The 19,900-nt window shown below is 70.8% G+C and carries 14 protein-coding genes and 1 pseudogene; 9 read left to right on the top strand and 6 right to left on the bottom strand.

All coding sequences use genetic code 11. From position 1 onward, the window contains the following. Positions 1 to 6: 6 nt before the first annotated feature. The 6 genes and pseudogenes from ACH47Z_RS43080 to ACH47Z_RS43055 form a co-directional block, all read right to left on the bottom strand. Positions 7 to 1,587, bottom strand: coding sequence for a carboxylesterase/lipase family protein (locus ACH47Z_RS43080; protein WP_399084751.1), 1,581 nt, complete (start codon positions 1,585 to 1,587; stop codon positions 7 to 9). A gap of 154 nt (positions 1,588 to 1,741) precedes the next feature. Beyond that, positions 1,742 to 3,001, bottom strand: a complete 1,260-nt coding sequence (locus ACH47Z_RS43075; protein WP_399084748.1) for an alginate lyase family protein — start codon at positions 2,999 to 3,001, stop codon at positions 1,742 to 1,744. A gap of 27 nt (positions 3,002 to 3,028) precedes the next feature. Next, the gene (locus ACH47Z_RS43070) at positions 3,029 to 6,367 is read right to left on the bottom strand and encodes an alginate lyase family protein (protein WP_399084745.1); all 3,339 of its coding nucleotides are present in this window, start codon (positions 6,365 to 6,367) and stop codon (positions 3,029 to 3,031) included. After that, complete coding sequence (locus ACH47Z_RS43065; protein WP_399084742.1) at positions 6,364 to 7,890, bottom strand: glycosyl hydrolase family 28 protein; 1,527 nt, start codon at positions 7,888 to 7,890, stop codon at positions 6,364 to 6,366. The genes ACH47Z_RS43070 and ACH47Z_RS43065 overlap by 4 nt, the downstream gene beginning before the upstream one ends. 38 nt (positions 7,891 to 7,928) lie before the next feature. Continuing rightward, positions 7,929 to 8,694: pseudogene (locus ACH47Z_RS43060) on the bottom strand (carbohydrate ABC transporter permease). Positions 8,695 to 8,705: 11 nt separating this feature from the next. After that, positions 8,706 to 9,077 carry a hypothetical protein gene (locus ACH47Z_RS43055; RefSeq protein WP_399084739.1) on the bottom strand — a complete coding sequence of 124 codons (372 nt, stop codon included), beginning with the start codon at positions 9,075 to 9,077 and terminating at the stop codon, positions 8,706 to 8,708. Positions 9,078 to 9,420: 343 nt separating this feature from the next. On the opposite strand from ACH47Z_RS43055, the gene ACH47Z_RS43050 reads away from it, so the two are divergent. From ACH47Z_RS43050 to ACH47Z_RS43010, 9 genes are all read left to right on the top strand, one after another. Beyond that, entirely contained in the window at positions 9,421 to 9,621 is a 201-nt protein-coding gene (locus ACH47Z_RS43050) for a hypothetical protein (protein WP_399084736.1), read from the top strand. 291 nt (positions 9,622 to 9,912) lie between these two features. Next, positions 9,913 to 10,929: a hydroxyacid dehydrogenase gene (locus tag ACH47Z_RS43045; protein WP_399084733.1), complete on the top strand. Its 1,017-nt coding sequence runs from the start codon at positions 9,913 to 9,915 to the stop codon at positions 10,927 to 10,929. 451 nt (positions 10,930 to 11,380) lie between these two features. Beyond that, entirely contained in the window at positions 11,381 to 12,469 is a 1,089-nt protein-coding gene (locus ACH47Z_RS43040; RefSeq protein WP_399084730.1) for a LacI family DNA-binding transcriptional regulator, read from the top strand. A 399-nt stretch (positions 12,470 to 12,868) separates the two neighbouring features. After that, positions 12,869 to 14,206 carry an ABC transporter substrate-binding protein gene (locus ACH47Z_RS43035; protein WP_399084727.1) on the top strand — a complete coding sequence of 446 codons (1,338 nt, stop codon included), beginning with the start codon at positions 12,869 to 12,871 and terminating at the stop codon, positions 14,204 to 14,206. Between the two features lie 11 nt (positions 14,207 to 14,217). After that, a complete protein-coding gene (locus tag ACH47Z_RS43030) occupies positions 14,218 to 15,102 on the top strand; it encodes a carbohydrate ABC transporter permease (protein ID WP_399084724.1) in 885 nt (294 codons plus the stop codon). After that, on the top strand, positions 15,102 to 16,016 hold the full coding sequence (locus ACH47Z_RS43025) for a carbohydrate ABC transporter permease (protein WP_399084721.1): 915 nt from the start codon (positions 15,102 to 15,104) through the stop codon (positions 16,014 to 16,016). The genes ACH47Z_RS43030 and ACH47Z_RS43025 overlap by 1 nt, the downstream gene beginning before the upstream one ends. Before the next feature lie 8 nt (positions 16,017 to 16,024). Beyond that, positions 16,025 to 18,244 (top strand): family 43 glycosylhydrolase, encoded by a 2,220-nt coding sequence (locus ACH47Z_RS43020; RefSeq protein ID WP_399084718.1) that lies wholly within the window; start codon positions 16,025 to 16,027, stop codon positions 18,242 to 18,244. Between the two features lie 197 nt (positions 18,245 to 18,441). Then, positions 18,442 to 19,500 (top strand): LacI family DNA-binding transcriptional regulator, encoded by a 1,059-nt coding sequence (locus ACH47Z_RS43015; protein ID WP_399084715.1) that lies wholly within the window; start codon positions 18,442 to 18,444, stop codon positions 19,498 to 19,500. Between the two features lie 62 nt (positions 19,501 to 19,562). Continuing rightward, positions 19,563 to 19,766 carry a hypothetical protein gene (locus tag ACH47Z_RS43010; RefSeq protein WP_399084713.1) on the top strand — a complete coding sequence of 68 codons (204 nt, stop codon included), beginning with the start codon at positions 19,563 to 19,565 and terminating at the stop codon, positions 19,764 to 19,766. Positions 19,767 to 19,900 lie beyond the last annotated feature (134 nt).

Raw genomic sequence — 19,900 nt, 5'->3', positions numbered from 1 at the left:
ATGCGGTCAGCGCCGCCTGGCCGCCCCCACCGAGCGCCGCAACCGCCGTACCGCCGCCGCCCACTCCGCTCCCGGGGCCCGGATGTCCGCGGCGGCGGGTTCGGGGACGGTCGGGGCGGTCGACCAGAGGTCGATTTCCGCATCCCGTGGACCATATGCGGTATACGGTCCACCGTCGCCGAAGATCCGCACCGGATGGGAGGCGTCCCAGGCCTGCCAGCCGGGGTTCCCGGTCGTCGCGAAGCGTACCCAGGCCGTGTGCATCGCCTCGCACAGCTCCCGCGGGGCGCCCTCTCCCGCGAGTTTCTTCGATTCGGGCGCGTCGCCGGTGCCGAAGACGAAGCCCAGTTCCAGGGCGTGGCAGGCGCCGAGGGCGGGGAGGCGGGAGGGCCAGGCGAACTCGTAGAGGTGGGAGGTGCCGGGGCGGGCGTCGGCGAGGCGGTGCAGGGGGACGCGGAGCAGATGGTCGGTGACCATCTGGCCGACGATCTCGGCGGCGCCGGCGTCGGGGTGCAGGGCGCGGTAGCCGCGGGGCACCTCGTGGCCGGTGTGGCAGCGGGCCATGGCGCCGGCGAGGGCGACGGGGCCGAGCCGGTCGATGTGTTCCAGCAGGCCGCCGGGTACCAGCCAGAGCCGGTACTCGTCGCGGGTCCAGCCCATCAGCAGCTCGACGCCCTGGGCGGCCTCGCCGTCGATCAGGGCCCGGAGCGGGTCGCGGGGCACGAGGTCGCCGTCGACGACGACGCCGAAGGCGGGTCCGCCGAGGACCGGGCTGCTGAGCCGGCCGACGTCGGCCTGGGTGCGCAGCAGCAGGTCGCGGTCGACGGCGGCGAAGGCCTCGGCGGTGGCGGGGATCTTCAGCCGGTTGGCCATGCGGCGCACCATCCGCCGTACCTTCTCGCGGTCGGACGCCTCGGGCGGGCCGCTCTGCAGGACCGCCCGCCGGACCAGGCCCCGGGTCCGGGGTGCGGCGAGCAGGGCGCCGGCACTGATGGCACCGGCCGACTGACCGCCCAGGGTGACCTGGTCGGGGTCGCCGCCGAAGGCGCCGATCGCGTCGTGCACCCAGCGCAGGGCGGCGAGCTGGTCGCGCAGGCCGGGGTTGGGCGGTGCGTCGGGGAACAGTCCGTAGCCCTCGATGCCGAGACGGTAGTTGACCGAGACGCAGACGACGCCGTCCCGGGCGAAGGCGGCGCCGTCGTAGACGGGTACGGCGGAGGATCCCCTGGTCAGGGCGCCGCCGTGGAGCCAGACGAGGACGGGGAGTCGGGCGCCGGGGTCGGGGTGCGGGGTCCATACGTTGAGGTTGAGGCAGTCGTCGCCGGGGATGTCCGGGTCGGACAGGTACTGGGCGAAAGCCTCGGAGTACGGGGGTTTCGGCGCGGTGGGGCCGAAGGCGCCGGCGTCGCGCACCCCGTCCCAGGATTCGGGTGGCTCGGGCGGGCGGAACCGGCGGGGGCCGAAGGGCGGGGCGGCGTACGGAATGCCCCGGAACACCGCCACGCCCTGCTCGTACCGGCCGCGCACGGCCCCGTACGGCGTCCTGACCTCGGGCCCGACCTCGGGGTTCGCCTGGTCTGCCGTCATCGCCCACCAGCCCTTCGCCGCACCTTCGCCGGCCGTGCGCCGCGCACTCGTGCACCGTGCACATACAGAGCACCACAGGAGCGTCCGGTATTCCGGTGCACGGGCGCGCGGGAGGGCCGTTCGGGCTAGTCGGGTACGGCGGATGACGGCACGGTCACTTGGCGTACATCAGGGTGCCGAAGCCGAGTTGGTCGTAGCCGCCGCTGGTGGAGCCGTAGTCGCCGCCACCGCCTTCCGGGGCGACGAGGTTGTCGTACATGGCCGAGATGTACGTGTCGTCGAGGTACAGGCGGCGGTTGTAGTGGAAGTGGAGCATGGCCCAGACCGGGCGGATCTGGCCGCGGGAGCCGGAGCCGATGACGGTCTGTGACTGCTGGGCGCAGTTCTGGCCGCTGCCCCAGGAGTAGGTGGTGTAGGGGACGTCCTGGCCGATGTTGTACTTCGCGACGTACTGGGCGGCCTTCATGAAGCGGCGGTTGTCGTACGAATAGAGGTCGTCGCCCTGGTTCCAGGCCATCTCGCAGATCGCGCCCATCTGGCCCATGCCCATGATGGTGTGTCCCTGGTCGCGGCCGGACTCCTGCCACTGGCCGAGGGCGTAGCCGTCGGAGTCGGTGTACAGGTACGGCACCGCGTGCTCGATGGAGCCGTTTCCGGCGCCGGACGTGAAGTAGGTGACGGCCTGGTCGTACTTCGCGCCGTCGTCGTCGAGGATGCCGATGGCCAGGACCGAGGCCATGTTGCACAGATCCCAGTTGGCCCAGTAGTTGGTGATGCAGGCGTCGTTGTGGCCGGTGAGGAACTGGTTGTTGAGCGGGTAGAAGACGTCCCGCATCATCTGCTGGAACGCGGCGAGGTCGAACCCGGCGTAGCCACGCATGAGTTCGGCGGCGTTGGCGAACTGCCAGCCGTAGATACCGGCGGCGAGGAACCGGTCGGCGTTGCCCTGGATGGACGTGAGCGTGCCCGCCCAGGCGTTGAGGATGTTCACGGCGCAGTCGCCGTTGGCGGCGGTGCCGGCGACCTGCCAGCGCAGGGCGTTCTGGTAGGCGGCGGCGATGTCGTTGTAGAGGATGCCGTAGTTCTCGGGGTATCCCGAACCCCGGTAGACGATGGACTGCGGGTTGGGTGTCCAGGTGGACTGCGCGTGGGAGTTGGCGGTCAGCCGGTTCCAGCCGGACAGCCAGGGGTCCGTTCCCGCGGCGACCCTGACCTTGGCGCGGTTGATGTCGCCGGCGTTGTGCAGCATGCCGGGGTGGGTGAAGGTCGCCGGGGCGGCGTCGGCCGTGGTGGTGGTCGCGGCGGTGCCGAGGGCGAGGGCGGCGGTGAGACCGCCGGCGGTCCTCAGCAGACCGCGGCGGCTCAACTCACTTTGTTCTTCGGACTGTTGCCGGTGGGGGGATGTGCGGCTCATGGCGTGCGGCTCCAATCGGGTGCTGTGTCACTCCAGGGACGTGATGGTCACCTCGTCGAACTCGGTGGTGCTGCGGGCCAGGGGGTCGCGGGAGCAGACCACGAGGCCCACGTGGTAGGGGGCGTCACCGAAGCCGGGGATGTCGCCCGCGGCGAGGGGGGTCCAGGTGGTGCCGTCGTCGGTGGAGACGTAGGCGGTGAAGGTGGTGCCGGTGCGCTTCAGCCGCAGCAGGCAGGGGGCGGTGACCGCCGTGCTGCCGGTGAAGGCGGACTTTCCGGCGACGGCCGGGCGCAGCATGAGCTGGGCGCGGGTGCCGGCGGTGACGATGGCGCCGGCCGCCTGGTCGAACGGTGACGGGGACTTGGCCATGAGCAGGCCGACCCGGTCGCCGCTCGGGCCGTTGCGGGAGACCAGCCGGGCGGTCACCTCGCAGTCGCCGGTGACGGGCTGTCGTACGAACTGGCCTGTCATTGCCTGGTTGTTGACGGTGAGGTCGGTTCCGGCGCCGCGCACCACGAAGGTCCCGTCCGCGTAGGCGGTGCCGCCGGGGATCTGGACGGCGACGACACCGAGGGTGCCGTAGGCGCGGTCGTCGAGGATGACGTCGCCGAGGTCGCCGTATGTCCAGGGGGCGGGCGGTGGGGTGCCGATCGTGAGGGTCAGGGTGCCGCTCGTGTCACCGGCCGCGTTGCCGGCGGTGGTGGTGACGGTGAACTCGCCTGTCCCGGTGGGTGTTCCGGAGATCAGGCCGGTGCGCGGGTCGGCACGGAGGCCGTCGGGCAGACCGTCCGCCGCGAACCGTACGGGGTCGTGGGAGGCCCGCAGGAGGTGCTGGAAGGGCATCCCCTGGTTCGCGAAGGCCGCTGCCGGAGACGTGAGTTGGGGGACGGCCGGGGTCGGCATGGCCGCGGAGGCGAGCGATGACAGCGGGCCCCGGCCTCCGGTGTTGGTCTTCGCTACGGCGTAGTAATACGTCGTGCCGGGTGTGCCGGTGGCGTCGGTGTACCGGATGCGGGTGCCGGTGCCGACCGGGGCGATGCCGGTGGCGAGGGTGCGGTGCGGGCCGTCGGGGTCGGTGGTGCGCAGGACCGTGTAGCGGGCGGAGGGGTCCGGGTCGGTCCACGCGAGTTCGATCGCGTCGGCGCCGGTGGTGGCCCGCAGGTCGGTGGCGGCACGGGCGGGGCGGGGCACGGACCAGATCGTGTCGCCGGTGCGGGAGACGACGCTGACGTTGTCGAAGGCGCCGGTGCCGGTCGCGGCGTAGTCCGCGTCGACGCCGAGGCAGGAGGTGAGGACGAGACCGGCGTACACGGTGTGCGGCAGATCGCACACCGTCGACCCCACCTCGGTCCACCGGATGCCGTCCGGTGAGATCGCACCGGTGGCCGTGTCGCCCCGGCGGGTCACCCGCACCCAGTAGGGCGCGCGCAGCCGGTAGCCGTCGCCCGCGCCCTCGACGTACGGCGCCTCGAGCGGGGTGGCCGACTCGGGCAGCGCACCGAGGTCGGAGAGCGGGAAGGCGGCGCCCGCCGTGATCGCGGCCTGCTGGGAGGGCGGTACGGGGGTGCTGCCGGTGGCCGAGAGGTCGGCTCCCGTCTTCGGGCGTACGGTCCACACGCCGCTCCAGGTCGCCAGGGGCAGGCCCTGGACCAGCATGGCGGCGTGGGCGGCGTCCGGGTCGGGGGAGGCGCGGAGGGTGACGCCGATCTTGGAGTACTGGGAGCTGAGCGGCCAGACGATCCGTGCGGTGACGGTGCCGTCGCCGGACAGCGGGAGGTGGGCGAGGCGGTAGGTGTCGGCGCTGCCGGACGCCTCCAGGACGAAGCGTTCACCGTCGTAGCCGGCGGAGCCGGGGATCTTCACGTCCCCGAGGTCCTGTGTGGCCCAGGGTTCGGGGAGCCGGGCGGCTGCGGCCGACCAGGCCGAAGTATCACTCGTTCCCTGGGAGTTGGTGGCCGTGAGGGTGTAGTAGTACGTGCGGCTGCCGTGTGCGTGACGGTCGGCGTACGCCGGTTCGGTGATGCCGGTGGCGAGCTGCTCGTAGGGGCCGTGCGGGGTGGTGGCGCGCAGGACGGTGTACGAGTCGGCGCCCGCGGACGGCAGCCAGGCCAGGGTGACGGAGGTACCGTCTCCGGTCGCCGTGAGGCCCGCCGGGGCCGTGGGTGCGGCCGCCGGGGGTGCCGTGGTGCCGGCGTAGGTGAAGGTGCCCCAGCTGGGCAGGTCGTCGTTGCTCCCCTCGACGACGCGGGCTCCCCCGGTGCCGCGGAAGACGGCGGCCTTGGTGTACGGGGTGTCGAGGCCGCGGACGCCGGCGTAGTGGGCGTAGTACATCTCGTAGATCGGCGGAAGGTTGCCGCGGGAGACGGCGGAGACGGCGGTCTTGAGGTACTTGCCGGTGCGGTCGAGGTAGGAGGTGAAGGGGACGTCGCCACCGAGGTTGTAGCGGGCGGCGTACTCGGCGTTGGCGAGGATGCGGTGGCCGTCGTGGCCCCACAGGTCGACGCCCTGGTTCCAGGCGACCTGGGCGATGTCTCCCATGAGGCCGACGGCGAGCTGTTCGTGGCCCTGGTCGCGGCCGGACTCCTGGCCCTGGCCGGCGTCGGTGACGACGCGGTGCGGGACGCTGCCGTTGCCGGCACCGGCGGCCGCGAACCTGAACGCGTCCTCGACGAGGGTGCGTTGCTCGCAGAACACTCCGATGGCGAGGATGGTTTGAATGGCCGTCAGGTCCCAGTTGCCGTTGGCGTAGAGCATGTAGCCGGAAACGGCCGGATACCAGACGCCGAGGAAGGACTCCTCGCAGCGGGTGATGTCGGCGGCGGCCCAGCCGTCGTAGCCGGTGTGGCGCAGCAGTTCGGCGGCGTTGGCGAACTTGAAGGCCTGGAGGCCGGCGCCGAGCGGCCCGTCGGCTCCGGTGACCTTCGTGAGGGATGCCGACCAGGCGTTCAGGATGTCGCGGGCCTTGTCGGCGTAGGCGGTGTCGCCGGTCGCGCACCACATCAGGGCGAGCTGGTAGGCGGCGGCGGAGTCGGCGACGGCCTGGTTCTGGAAGTTGGTGGGGCCACGGCCCCAGGTGGTGATCTGCCCTGTGTTCTGGACGGTGTACGTCGACTGCGAGCGGGCGTGGGCGGCGAGCGCGAGGTAACCGTCGTAGACCGGAGACTGCTTGGCGGTGACCGCGGCCTTCATACGGGCGAGGTCGGCGGCGGTGTGGAGGAGGCCTGGGTGGGTGCAGGCTCTGGTAACGGTTTCTGCGCCGGCGGCCCGGGCCGTGCCGGGCACGAGCAGACCGCTCATACCCGACGCCAGCAGCAGGGCCGCCGTGCCGCCGAGGAAGTTCCGGCGGCTCGGTGCGGGGGTGATCATGACTGGGCCGCCGCCTCTGCCTCGGCGGTGGTGAGGAACGTCAGGTTCGTCACGTGCTCGTTGTAGTACCACTGGATTTCGTCGGTGGTGTAGTACCACTTCGGCTTCTTCATGGAGTCGGCGACGACCACACCGTTGATCACCAGGTTCTCGAAGGTGACGTTGTCGATGGCGTGGTCGGCGTCGTAGCCGAGGAAGAGCGACGGGTTGGCGTGGGTTCCCGTGTAGGTGAGGTTCTTGACGTAGACGTCCTGGATGCCACGGCCGACCGAGGTGTTGTACTTCGGGTTGAACATCACCTTCATGTAGATGACCTGGCCCCAGCGGAAGTCCTCGACGCGGACGTCCTCCATGTGGACGTTCTTGATGAGGTTGGAGTCGCCGGGGTTGAGCGCGATGCAGCCCTGGTAGTTCATCTGGGGCTCGCGGTGGTCGAGGACGTCGATGTTCTTGATGACCAGGTTCTCGAGCGTCTCGGGGTTGTCGGTGTTGCCGTGTGTGCCCACGTTGATCGGGTGGGCGACGTCCGCCCACAGGGTGCAGTTCTGGATCGTGATGTCGCGGGTGTCGCCGTAGTAGTCCCAGCGGTGGCAGTAGATGGCGAAGCAGTCGTCGGAGTTGCGCATGAAACAGCCGTCGAAGACGATCCCGGTCGAGGAGAAGACGTCGAAACCGTCTCCATTGCCCTTCGAGCTGAACGCACGCGCCTTCTTGACGTGGACGTTCTCGCTCATGCCGAACGTGCCCGCGTAGCCGTTCGGGTTCATGATGATGACGTCCTCGACGCGAATGTTCTTGCTGCCCTCGCAGAGGATGCCGCCGGGGCCCGCGTTGAGCATGCCGCGGCCGGTGAGGGCGGCCTCCTCCACGTTCTTGAAGAACACCTGCGCCTGCAGGACGGCGCCGCCCGCGAGGTACACGGTCTTGCCGCTGGGGACGGTGAGGACGTTGCCGGTGACGGTGTGCACTCCGGGGCCGAAGTAGATGACGTCCGGGTCGTCGGCGGAGGGCGGGTTGTGGTCGACGTGGTTCGTGATGATGTGCAGGCAGTCGAAGATCTCGTCGTTGATCTGGACGACGACGTCACGCGGCTCGTCGAGGGCGAACACCAGGGTGTCGCCCCCGAGTTCGGGCTTGATGCCGAGCGAGTCGGGTCTCACCCGGGCCTTGGTGGTGCCGCCCTTGAGGTACGTCACCTCGATCTCCACCGAGCCCTGGAAGTCGAAGTACACCATCGACGTGTTGTAGACCTTGCCGGAGGCGGTCGTGGGGTTGATCTCCTCCAGCTGGGGCCGATAGATGTCGAGGGTCTGCCAGTCGCCGTCGGGGGCGGTGCGCACCCGTACCTTGAAGCTGGTGTTGGTCGGCATGGTGGCCGGACGAGGGTAAGTGACCAGCTTGGGCGCGGAGTTGTCGTCGTCCGCGTGGGCCGAGGTGGCCGTCAGACCACCGGACAGCCCGGCGGCGAGGACGGTGGCGCCGGCCGCCTGGAGGGCGGTACGGCGTGACAGGGGCGTGTGCATGTGCGACTCCTTGCGATGGAACAGGTCGGTGAGGGGCGTTACTTGAGGCCGGTGGTGGACATCCCGGCGACGAAGCCGCGCTGGGCCGCGAGGAAGATGAGCAGGATCGGGACGACGTAGATCACCGACCCGGCGGCCGGGAGGTTGTTCACGGGCAGTCCGCCCGGCGTGACGTACGAGGTCATGAGGGCGACGGAGAGCGTGGTGCGGTCGCTGGACAGCAGCAGCACGGGGGCAATGAAGTCGCCCCAGCTCCCGGTGAAGGCGATGACGAAGCTCGCGGCCAGCACCGGCCAGGACTGCGGCAGGAAGATCTGCCAGAAGATCCGGGGGTAACCGCAGCCGTCGACGATCGCGGCCTCCTCCAGCTCCCGGGGCATCCCGGCGAAGAACTGCCGGAACAGGAAGACCAGGTACGGAGCGGCCGCCAGCCCCCACAGCACCCACGGCCAGTAGGTGTCGACCATGCCGAGCTTCGCCAGGATGAGGTACGTCGGGAAGAGTGTGATCATCTGCGGCAGCATCATCGAGCCGAGCAGCACACCGAAAAGGGTCTTCTTGCCGGGGACGTTCAGGCGGGCGAACCCGAAGCCGACCCAGGCGGAACTCCAGGGTGACCAGAGTGGCGTAGATCAGCGCGATGATGAGCGAGTTGCGGGCGTAGCCGAGGAAGTCGATCTGGGTGAACGCGTCGGCGAAGTTGTGCCACTGGATCTTGTCGGGCAGCCAGTGCACCGGCGAGGCCGCCAGTTCGGGTGTGGTCTTCAGGCCGGTGATGATCAGCCAGCCGAAGGGGCCGAGCATGAGGCCGGTGATCACGACGAGGCGTCGATCTTGAGGACGCTGGACCTGGCGAAGTACGGGTCGAGGTTCTCGGCCACGCCCCGGGCGGCGAAGTACGGCGTGTCGAGCGCGCCCACGCCGCGCACCAGGTCCGGCGGGTTGCCGCTGGTGAGCATCGCGATCAGCCGGGTGATGTCGTTCTTCACCACGGTGATCCTGATGCCGAGTTCCTTCTGAGCCTGCTGGATCAACTCCGTTGGGACGTCGTCGAGCTCGACCATCATCGTGATGCTCTCGCCGCCGCCGGTCGCCGCCCCGGCCACCTGCAGGGCGCAGCCGCTCAGCGCGGCGGCACCGACTGCGGCACCGCCCGCCGGCAGGGTGAGGAAACGGCGGCGGCTCATGCGAGCCCCGGCCTGGGTGTGCATGAACTACCCACTCTCTTCACTGAGGTGACGAACACACGCCTGGGTCTGCGGGGTGACGGACACAGGTGTGTGCGAAATTTCGGCAACCGGTTTCTATGGGCGGTGCTGGGAGCTTCTTCCTGAAGACATCGCTCGTCAAGAGGCATGACGAACTTTCGAAAACCGTGAGAGGGATGGGCGAACGGTGGAACGACCCGTACGCTGCGGTTGATCTTGGCAACCGGTTGTTGCATCAGACTGCTACCGTTCCGCCGACCTGGCCGCCTGGACGCGGGAGCCGTACCAGCTGCTGGCCGAGGGGCCCGAGGGTCACCACGCCATGGTCCTCGAGCAGGGCGAGTCGGCCGCGGTGCTGTGGTACTTCACGGCGGACGGGGACGATCCCTCCGGCCGCCGCTCGGTCGTCCGCGCCGCACCTCTCGAAGTGCGCGACGGCCGGCTGACCTGCGCCCCGGACGCGCCCGTCGCCCCGCTGGCCGCCGGCCTGACCCCCGGTCCGCGAGGCGGAACGGCCGGCTGAGCCGTACGCCGGGCACACCGGCCCGCGCCTCGGCCGCCCCCGAGCCGCCCTGCTTGTCCGAGCCGCCCCGAGTCGCCCGAACCCGCCGAACGGACCGATTCGGCCGCGGAAAATCCGGTAACCGATTTCGACATCGACCGTGATCAGGACAGCCGCCGCACCCGTTCGGGAGTCGGTTCTCGGCCGCCCTGGTCCAGCTCATGCCTCTACCGATTGACCCGTCGTTCCCGACAGACATACGGTAGAAGGCGCTTTCTGAAAACGTTTCTACAGCCGTTCGTCAGGAGAGCCATGCCCCCCAGCCCCCAGCCGCCGCGAGCCGTGTTCGCGATGGATCCGGTGCACCTCCCGTTGCTCTTCCCTCCGCCGCTCATGACCCGGCTGACGCGCGCGGCCGACATCGAACCGGCGCTCGTTGTACGGGACTTCACCGATCCGACGGCAGCCGGCGCCCTGGCCTCGGCCGACGTACTGATCACCGGCTGGGGCTGCCCGCACCTCGATGCCGGCGTCCTGGCCGCCGCCCCGAAGCTGCGGACCGTCCTGCATGCCGCGGGCTCGGTCCGCTCACTGGTCGGCGAGGCCCTGTGGACCCACGGGATCACCGTGTCCAGCGCGGTCACCGGCAACGCCGTGCCGGTGGCGGAGTACACGCTCGCGATGATCCTGCTCGTCGGCAAGGACGCCTTCGAGCACCGCGAGGGCTACCGGCGCGGCCACGCCTACCCGGCCCCCGCGGAGACCGCGGCCACCGGCAACCTCGGCCGCCGGGTCGGGGTGATCGGCGCCTCGCGCGTGGGCCGCCGGCTCCTGGAGCTGCTGCGGCCGTTCGACCTCACCGTCCTGCTGCACGACCCGTACGTCGGCCCCGCCGAGGCGGCCGCCCTCGGGGCCGAACTGCTGCCGCTGGAGGACCTGTTGCGTCACAGCGACATCGTCAGCCTGCACGCCCCCGACATCCCCGAGACCCACCACATGCTCGACCGCGAACGGCTTGCCCTCCTGCGGGACGGCGGCGTGCTGATCAACACCGCGCGCGGTGCGCTGGTCGACCACGAGGCGCTGACCGACGAGTTGGTCTCGGGCCGGCTGCGCGCTGTCCTCGATGTCACCGAACCCGAGCCGCTGCCCGCCGAATCGCCGCTGTACCGGCTGCCCAACGTCTTCCTCACCCCGCACATCGCGGGCTCGCTCGGCAACGAGCTGGAGCGACTCGGCGCGATCGTCGTGGAGGAGCTGGAGCGGCTGGCCGCGGGACTGCCGCCGCTGCACGAGGTACGGCACGCGGATCTGGCCAGGGTCGCGTGATGAGCCCGGCTCGACTGAAGGGCCCTCGTCGCCTGAGGGGCTCTGGTGGCCTGAGGGGCCCTGGCGGCGTGAGGGGCTCGGGGCATCTGAGAGGCACCGGGGCCCTGAGGGGCACTTCTCGCCTGACAGGCCCGGGTCGTTTGACGGGCTGCGGTCATCTGATGAGCCCGTGTCCTCTGATGAGCCCCGCTCGCTCGAGGGGCTCGGGTCATCTGAGGGCCTCCGGTCGCCTGTGGGGGCCGGATCGCTTGAGGGTTCCGGGTCATCCGAGGGGGTCGGCCCGCCGGACGAGCCCGGATCCTCTGACGAGCCCGGCTCGCCCGATGGGCCCGGCGGACCGTTGTCCACAGGCCCGTCGGCCCGGAGCGACCATGGGATACGGTTTCCGCACCGGCGCGGGCGGGACCCGGGCAGGTGGGAAACGCGCCACGACGTCGAAGGAGCCGCAGCGGTGAGTCAGCGCAAGGCGTCCGGTGAGGCCGGCCGGGCGACCATCCGTGATGTCGCGGAGCACGCCGGTGTCTCCGTGGCGAGCGTCTCGCGGGTGCTGTCGGGCAACTACCCGGTCTCGGACGAGCTGCGCCGGCGGGTGATGAAGGTGGTCCGTGACCTGGACTACGTCACCAACGCCCACGCCCGCTCGCTGGCCGGTGGCGGCACGCCCACGGTGGCGATCCTCATCAACAACATCACCGGCGCCGCGTTCGCCCACGTCGCCAAGGGAGTCGAGGGCGCCGCCACCCTGCGCGGCTGGCTGTCGCTGGTCGGCACGACCGGCGACGACCCCGAGCGGGAGCTGACGCTGGTCAACCTCATGCGACAGCAGGGCGTGGCCGCCGTGGTGCTGCTGGGCGGTGCGTACGACTACGACGAGTACCAGCTGCGCATGGCCCGCTTCGCCCGCTCCCTGGACGCGGCCGGCTCCCATCTCGTCCTCGTGGGCAGGCCGCCCCTGGAGGGCGACGTACCGGCCACGACGGTCGACTACGACAACGAGGGCGGCGCCTACGCCATGGCCAGCCACCTGCTGTCGGCCGGCCACCGGCGCGTCCTGGTGCTGCCGGGTCCCGCGGAACTCACCACGGCCCAGGGCCGGTTGAGGGGCGCACGGCGGGCCTTCGAGGCGTACGGCGTGCCGTTCGACACGGGACTGGTCCGCCACGGCCCGTACGACTACGGGCACGGCTACGACGCGGTCGAGATCGCCCTGCACGAGACGCCGGACTTCACCGCGGTGCTCGCCGGGACCGACGTGGTGGCCGCGGGCGCCATGCAGGCGCTGCGCGCGGCCGGGCTGCGGGTGCCGGAGGACGTTTCCATCGTGGGGTACGACGACATCCCGCTCGCCTCCCAGCTGACGCCCCAACTGACCACCGTGCACGTGCCGTACGAGGAGATGGGCCGGGTGGCGCTGCGCGCGGTGGCCGACCGGCGCGAGGGCGGAGGGGGCCGCCGCAAGGGCGCCGACGGCGAGCACCTGGTGCTGGGCACCCATGTCGTCGTACGCAACTCCGTACGGCTGCCCGTGCCGCGCGGGTAACTCACTCAGCAGTTTCCCGAGAGCGTTACGTAAACGGTTTCCCGCAGTTTGACGACCCCTTCGGCCGCTGTCGGGCCACCTCACCACTCCTGAGCGAGCGCCCCCGACAAGGCCCTGACCTGCCCAAATCAAGGGCGCCGCGGGCACGTTCCGGGGCCACATCGGAAGCAACCCGCCGGACGCGTCGCCGTAACAAATCGCCCCACCCCTCTTGCTATGGGCGAACCGGTCGCCTACCGTCCCAGCAACCGCTTACTACAGCTTCCGCTTGGCCGAGCCGCCGCTACCGCGAGCCGACGGTTTCCGGCCGCGCCGATTTTCCGGTCCTCACCACCGATCCGCCGTCCTCGCGTTCCGCGCACTGCCGAGAACGCCCACATTCCGAAGGATCACGGTCAGATGAACTTCACCAGCCCCCGGAGAAGGTTCGCCACCGCCGCCGTCGCGGGAATCGCGCTCACCGGTCTGCTCGCCGCCTGCGGCGGATCCGGCTCGGGCGACGGCGCCTCGAAGTCGTCCGGCCCCGTCACCCTCGACTACTGGGGCTGGGCGAACGGCCAGGAGGCCGTCGTGAAGGCGTTCAACGCCTCCCACAAGGACGTCAAGCTGAAGTACACCAAGATCACCGACCAGTTGACCATGCAGAAGCAGCTGACCAACGCGGTGAAGGCGGGCAACGCGCCCTGCCTGGTGCAGAACACCGCCGAGTACGTGACCAGTTGGGTGTCGCAGGGCGCGCTCGCCGACATCACGCAGTACGTCAGGGCCGACCAGGACAAGTTCAACCCGGGCTCCTGGGCGAGCGCACAGGTGCAGGGCAGGATGTACGGCGTCCCCACCAGCTCCGCGCCGAACTTCACGATCTACCGCACCGACATCTTCCAGAAGTACGGCCTGAAGCCCCCCGCCACCTGGGACGACTTCATCGCCGCCGGCAAGGAACTGAAGAAGCACGGCATCAGGATCACCAACTACGCCGGCGAGGACCCGAGCACCCTGGAGGTGCTGGCCATGCAGGCCGGGGCGCACTGGTACGCGATCGACGGCAATTCCTGGAAGGTGGACTTCCAGGACCCGGGAACCCTGAAGGCCGCGAAGGTGATCCAGGACATCGTCGACAACGACCTGAACTCCAAGCTGTCCTTCGCCGACTACGCGGCCGTGCAGCGGAACTACGACAACGGCGGCACCGCCACCCGGCAGATCTCCACCTGGCAGATGTCCGGCATGGTGCAGAACTTCACCAAGTCCTTCGGCAAGTGGGCGCTGGCCCCCTGGCCGACGTACCAGGGCGAGGCGCCCAAGACGCCGGCCGGCACCAATCTGACCGGCAGCGTGACCCTGGTGACCAAGGGGTGTGACAACCAGCAGCAGGCGGCCGAGGCGGCCCTGTGGATGTCGACCGACGCCGGCGCGGTCAAGACGATGGCGAGCCCGGAGACCGGCAACGGTGTGATGCCCGCGCTGAAGGACAGCAACGCGTACGTCGCCGAGTCGGTCTCGCAGAAACTGCTCGGCACGAATGACGCGCCGGCGCAGAAGGTGGTCACCGACAGCCTGGGCACCGTCACCACCGACTGGGCCTTCGGCCCGGACTGGACCGCGATGTTCACCGAGATGCAGGCCGGCTGGGCGAAGGTGGTCGCCAAGCAGGAGAAGGTCACCGACCTGCTCGCGCACATGCAGCAGTGGACGGTGAACGACCTGAAGTCCCGCGGCATCAGCGTCAAGGGCTGAGGGACCTCACGATGATTCGCTCCCTGCGCTGGAAGGGCGCCGCGTTCACGGTGCCCTTCCAGCTCGGCTTCGTCTTCCTCTATCTGCTCCCGATCGGCTACGCCGTCCACGAGTCGCTGTACCGCGAGCACCAGTCCGGGCTCGGACTCGGCGGCTCGACCACCGAGTTCGCCGGCCTCCACAACTACACCCAGGGTCTGACCGACTCGGCGTTCCTGAACTCCATCCTGCGGGTGGTGCTGTTCGCCTGTGTGCAGATCCCGGTGATGCTGTTCGTCAGCCTGGTGCTGGCGCTGTGCCTGGACGCGCTCACCTCGCGGGTGGCGGGCCGGTTCCGGATCCTGCTGCTGGTGCCGTACATGATCCCGGGCGTGGTCGCGGCGATCATGTGGGTCAACCTCTACAGCCCGGACGTCGGCCCGCTGACCCCGCTCGGCACGGTCTTCGGCTTCCACTGGAACTTCTTCGCGCCGTCGATGGTGTGGCCGTCCATCGGCAACCTGCTGACCTGGCACGGCATCGGCTACAACATGGTGATCATCTACTCGGCGCTGCAGGGCGTGCCCCGCGAGCTGTTCGAGGCGGCCCGGCTGGACGGCGCCTCGGAGATCCGGATCGCCCGCAGCATCAAGGTGCCGTACGTGCGCGGGGCGCTGGTCCTGACCGGGCTGCTGTCGGTCATCCAGATGCTGCAGATCTTCAACGAGCCCGCGCTGTTCCGGAACGTCACCCCGCAGACGGTCAGCGACAGCTTCACCCCGATCATGATCATCTACAACCAGGCGTTCAACTCCGGCAACTACCACTACGCCGCGGCCCTGTCGGTGCTGCTCGCCCTGATCCTGGGCGTGGCCTCCTTCCTCTTCTACCGGTTCACCTCGAAGGAGGCCGACTGATGGCGGTCACCGAAGCCCCCACCGAGCGGCCCCCCGCCCGTGGCGTCCGGCGCCTGTCCCGCCCGGACGCCGCCTCCCGCGGGCGGGGTGGCCAGCGCTTCCTGCTCGTCGGGCTGACCCTGGCCAGTGCCTACAGCCTCTTCCCGGTGTGGTGGCTGCTGGTCAGCGCGACCAAGGACCGTACGGCGCTGTACCAGAGCAACGGCCTGTGGTTCTCCGGCTGGCACCTGTGGGACAACCTGCACCAGGTGTTCACCTACCAGGACGGCATCTTCCTGCGCTGGACGGCCAACTCGCTGCTGTACGCCGGTGTCGGCTCCCTCGGCGGCACCCTGGTCGCGCTCGCCGCGGGCTACGGTCTGGCCCGCTTCGACTTCCCGGGCCGTAACGTGATCTTCGCGTGCGTGGTGGGCTCGTTCCTGATCCCGATCGCGCTGCTGACGCTCCCGCTGTATCTGCTGTTCTCCTCGATCGGCCTGGTGGACACGCCCTGGGCCATGCTGATCCCCTGCCTGATCAACCCGTTCAGCGTGTATCTGGCCAAGGTGTACACCGAGGCCACGATCCCGTACGAGCTGCTGGAGGCGGCCCGCCTCGACGGCGCCGGGGAGCTGCGCATCTTCTTCAGCATCGTGCTGCGGATGATGACGACGGGCGGCGCGACGGTCTTCCTGCTGGCCTTCGTCAACACGTGGAACGCGTTCTTTCTCCCGCTGACCGTGTTGCGCGGCAAGGAGAACTGGACCCTCAACCTCGGCCTGTACAACTGGTCCGGCACCCGCATGGAGTCCGGTGTCGACCTGACGGGGCTCGTGCTGACCGGTGCGCTGCTCTCCATCGTCCCGATGGCGGTCATGATGGTCGCGATGCGTCGCTACTGGCGCAGCGGGGTGACACTGGGCGCCCTCAAGTGAGCGGCCCCGTGGCCGAGTTGGTGAACCCGGTGATCCGCGGCTTCGCCCCGGATCCCTCCCTGGTCCGCGCCGGGGACTGGTACTACCTGGCGACCAGCTCCTTCGAGTGGTTCCCGACGATCCCCATCCACCGCTCCCGCGACCTGGCCCGCTGGGAGTACGCCGGCCATGTCGAGGGCGCGGCCCCGGGCGGCTCGCTGGCCGGGGTGCCGGACTCGGGCGGGATCTGGGCGCCCTCGCTGAGCTGGGACGGCACGCGGTTCTGGGTGACGTACGCGGTGGTGCGCTCGGTCGGCACGCCGTACTTCGACCTGGACGTCCACGTCTGTACGGCCCCCGACGTCGCCGGCCCGTGGACGGCCCCGCGCCGCGTCCCGAGCCACGGCTTCGACCCGGCCCTGTTCCACGAGGAGGGCCGGCTGTGGCTCCTCAACCTCCAGAACGACCACCGCCCCGGCGGCCGGCGCTTCTGCGGCATCGTCGCCACCGAACTGAACCCGTCGACACTCACCCCCGTCGGCGGCACCCGCCTCCTGCTCCAGCACGACCGCCTGATCGAGGGCCCGAAACTCCTGAAACGGAACGGCTGGTACGTCCTGCTGCTGGCCGAGGGCGGCACGGGCTTCGAGCACGGCGTACGCGTGGCCCGCTCCCGCCACCTGACCGGCCCCTACGAGCTGGACGCACGCCCGCTCCTGACCTCCCGGGACGACCCGTCCTGGCCCCTGCAGAAGGCGGGCCACGCGGAGTTGGTGCACACCCCGGATGACGAGTGGTATCTGGGCCACCTCACCGCGCGCCCCCTCCCCACTCCGACCGGCCCCCGCTGCCCCCTCGGCCGCGAGACCGCGATCCAGGCAGTGACCTGGGACGAGAACGACTGGCCCCGACTACGGCACGGCGACTGCCGACCGGCGATCAGAGTGGCCGTACCACGAGGGGGCGACGGCCAGGACGCCGGTGAACCGGAACCGGCCGACTTCGAGCCGGCCCCGGCGCCAGGCCGACCGGAACCCTCGGGAGACGGCCGGGAGCGGGACCCGGCTCACTCCGGGAACCCTCTCGCGCCGGGCCGACCAGGACCTTCCAGGGACGGCCGAGACCCGAAACCGGCCACCCCCGGCGACACCTCCACACCGGACAACTCGACGCCCACCGGAAACACCCCCACACCGAGCCAACCCGACCCCACAGACGACCAAGAGCCGGAACGGGCCACCCCCGGCGACACCCCGACGCCGGGCAGATCGGCGCCCTCCGGGGGCGTCATGGCGCCGGGCGGGTCGAAGTCTTCCGGGGACGGCCCGGACCCGGAGTCCACCACCGCGGACGCCCTGGCGCCGGGCCCGCCGAAGTCCGCCGGGGGCGGCCCGGAGCCGAAGTCGGCCACCACCGCAGGCGTGCTACCCCCGGGCCGGCCCCGGCCCGCCGGAGATCCCCTCGCCCCCGGTCGGCCGGAGCCCGCCGGGGAGGACCCGGAGTCGAAGACCACCACCGCGTGGCCACAGCCCACCGGGAACGGTCCGGAGCCCGAGTCGGCCACCACCGGGGCCATGTTGACGCCCGGTCGACCGGCCCTCTTCCGAGACTCCCTCGCGCCCGGTCGGTCGGAGCCCTCCTGGTACACGTTGCGGTCGCCCGTCGATCCGTCCTGGATCGATCTGACCAGCCGGCCCGGCTGGATCCGGCTGCGGGGCCGGCACGGCCCCGACTCGTTGTGGGCGCAGAGTCTGCTCGCGCGGCGGATCACCGAGCACCGGGCCGAGGCGCGGGTGAGCGTCGAGGCGCGGCCGTCGACGTTCACGCAGGCGGCGGGGCTGCTGCTCTGGTACAACACCGCGGCCTATTTCGCCCTGGACCTGACCTGGGCGGAGCCCGAGGGTGAGGAGCAGTGCGGGCAGCAGTGGCAGGGGGGCGGGCGGAGCGTGCTCGCGCTGACGGTGCGGGACGAGGACGAGACGCGCCGAGTGACGGTGATGGACGTCGACGCGAGCGGCCCGCTCACCCTGGGGGTCGGCGTCGAGCGCGGTGCGGCCCGGTTCTGGTACGCACACCACGGCACCCGCCGCTCCGTCGGTCCGGCGCTGGACTTCACCCGGCTCTCCGACGACCACGGTTCCCGGCTGCGCTTCACCGGCGCGATGGCCGCGATCCACGCGGTGGACCTCGTCGGCGCCTCCTTCACGGCGGACTTCACCGGCTTCCGGCTCGACTGCGCCCCGGACTGACCTCACCTCCGCCGATCCGAGCTGTTCGGAGTTTCGAAAGCTCCGACCGGCGCCATCCAGCGAATTCCCATGTCTTCACGCCGTGTTGACCCGCACCTATCGTAGGAAGCGCTTTCTGCGTGGTCCGCCAGCCGGCCGCGGAAGCAGCGTTGTCGCAACTTTCGAGGCCCAAAGGCGGGCCGGAGAGGCGGTTTCCTGTGGTCCGTGCGGAGAGTGCGAGCGTGACGGCCGGCCCGACGCTGGCGGTGGTGGCACGCGAGGCGGGGGTGTCGGTGCCCACCGCGTCGAAGGTGGTCAACGGCCGCGAGGACGTGGCGCCGGAGACCCGCCGCCGGGTCACCGAGGCACTGGACCGGCTCGGCTATGTACGCCGGCCCCGCTTCGACGCGGCGAAGGCGCCGGACCTGGTCGACCTGGTGGTGCACTCGCTGGAGAGCTCCTGGACGGGCGCGGTGCTGCACGGGGTCGAGGCGGCGGCGCACGAGGCGGGCCTGGAGGTGGTGGTCTCGGCCGGCCCGAACCGGGCCCGGGACGGCCGGCCCGAGCGCGGCTGGCTGGACAAGCTGACCGCGCGCGGTTCCTCGGGGGTGCTGTTCAACCTGGCGGAGCTGTCCCCGTCGCAGTACGCGTGGCTGGACCACCACCACATCCCCTACGTACTGATCGACCCCGCACACGAGCCGCCGGCCGGCGTCGTGTCGGTCGGCGCGGCCAACTGGCAGGGCGGGGTGAGCGCGACCGAGCATCTGCTGGGCCTCGGCCACCGGCGGATCGCGGTGATCGCCGGGCACCGGCGCACGATGGCCGGCAACGCCCGGGTGGCCGGGTACCGCTCCGCGCTCGCCTCGGCCGGGGTGCGCCACCGCGCCGAGTACGTGCGGTACGCCGGTTTCGACGAGGCCGCCGCCCGGCTGCGCACCCACGACCTGCTGGACCTGCCCGAGCCGCCGACCGCGGTGTTCGTGTGCTCGGACCGGATGGCCCTCGGGGTGTACGCGGCGCTCGCGGAACGGGAGTTGAGGGTACCGGACGACCTGAGCGTCGTGGGCTTCGACGACCTGCCCGAGGCCCGCTGGGTCGCGCCGGGCCTGACCACCGTACGCCAGCCGCTCGGAGAGATGGCCGCGACCGGGCTCCGGCTGCTGGTGCGGATGATGCACGGCGAGCGCCCGGAGGGCACCCGTACCGAGCTGTCGACCCGGCTGGTGCCACGCGCGAGCACGGCGGCGCCGCCCGCGAACCGGCCAACTGCGTGATACGGCACGCCCGTTCGGACGCAGAGCGGTGACCGTGCCGTACGCGCGAGGGTTTCCAGGGCATGAACCTCACCTCGCGCACCGCAGCGGCCCTCGCCGTGGCCTCTGTCGCCCTGGTCGCCGCCTACGGCACGGCCCACGCCGCCTGCCGCACCCTGGCCCCCGGACAGCACCGCGCCACCGTGTCCACGCCCGGCGACGAGCACGACCCGAAGGAGGACGTCGAGCTCGACGAGAACGGCCGCCCCGACCTCGGCGAGGACTGAGCAGGCCCCGGCCCGTATCACGGTGGCGGGGGGGGGCCCCCCCCCCCGGGGGGGGGGGGCCCCCCCCCCCCCCCCCCCGGGGGGGGGGGGGGCCCGGGACCCAGCGAGGGCGAGCGGGGGGGGGGGGGAGAGTG

Origin of the sequence: Streptomyces sp. NPDC020192 (assembly GCF_044388685.1) — a bacterium.
Lineage (GTDB): Bacteria > Actinomycetota > Actinomycetes > Streptomycetales > Streptomycetaceae > Streptomyces.
Note: the sequence above shows the minus strand (reverse complement) of the source record. Positions and strands in the feature narration are given on the sequence as shown.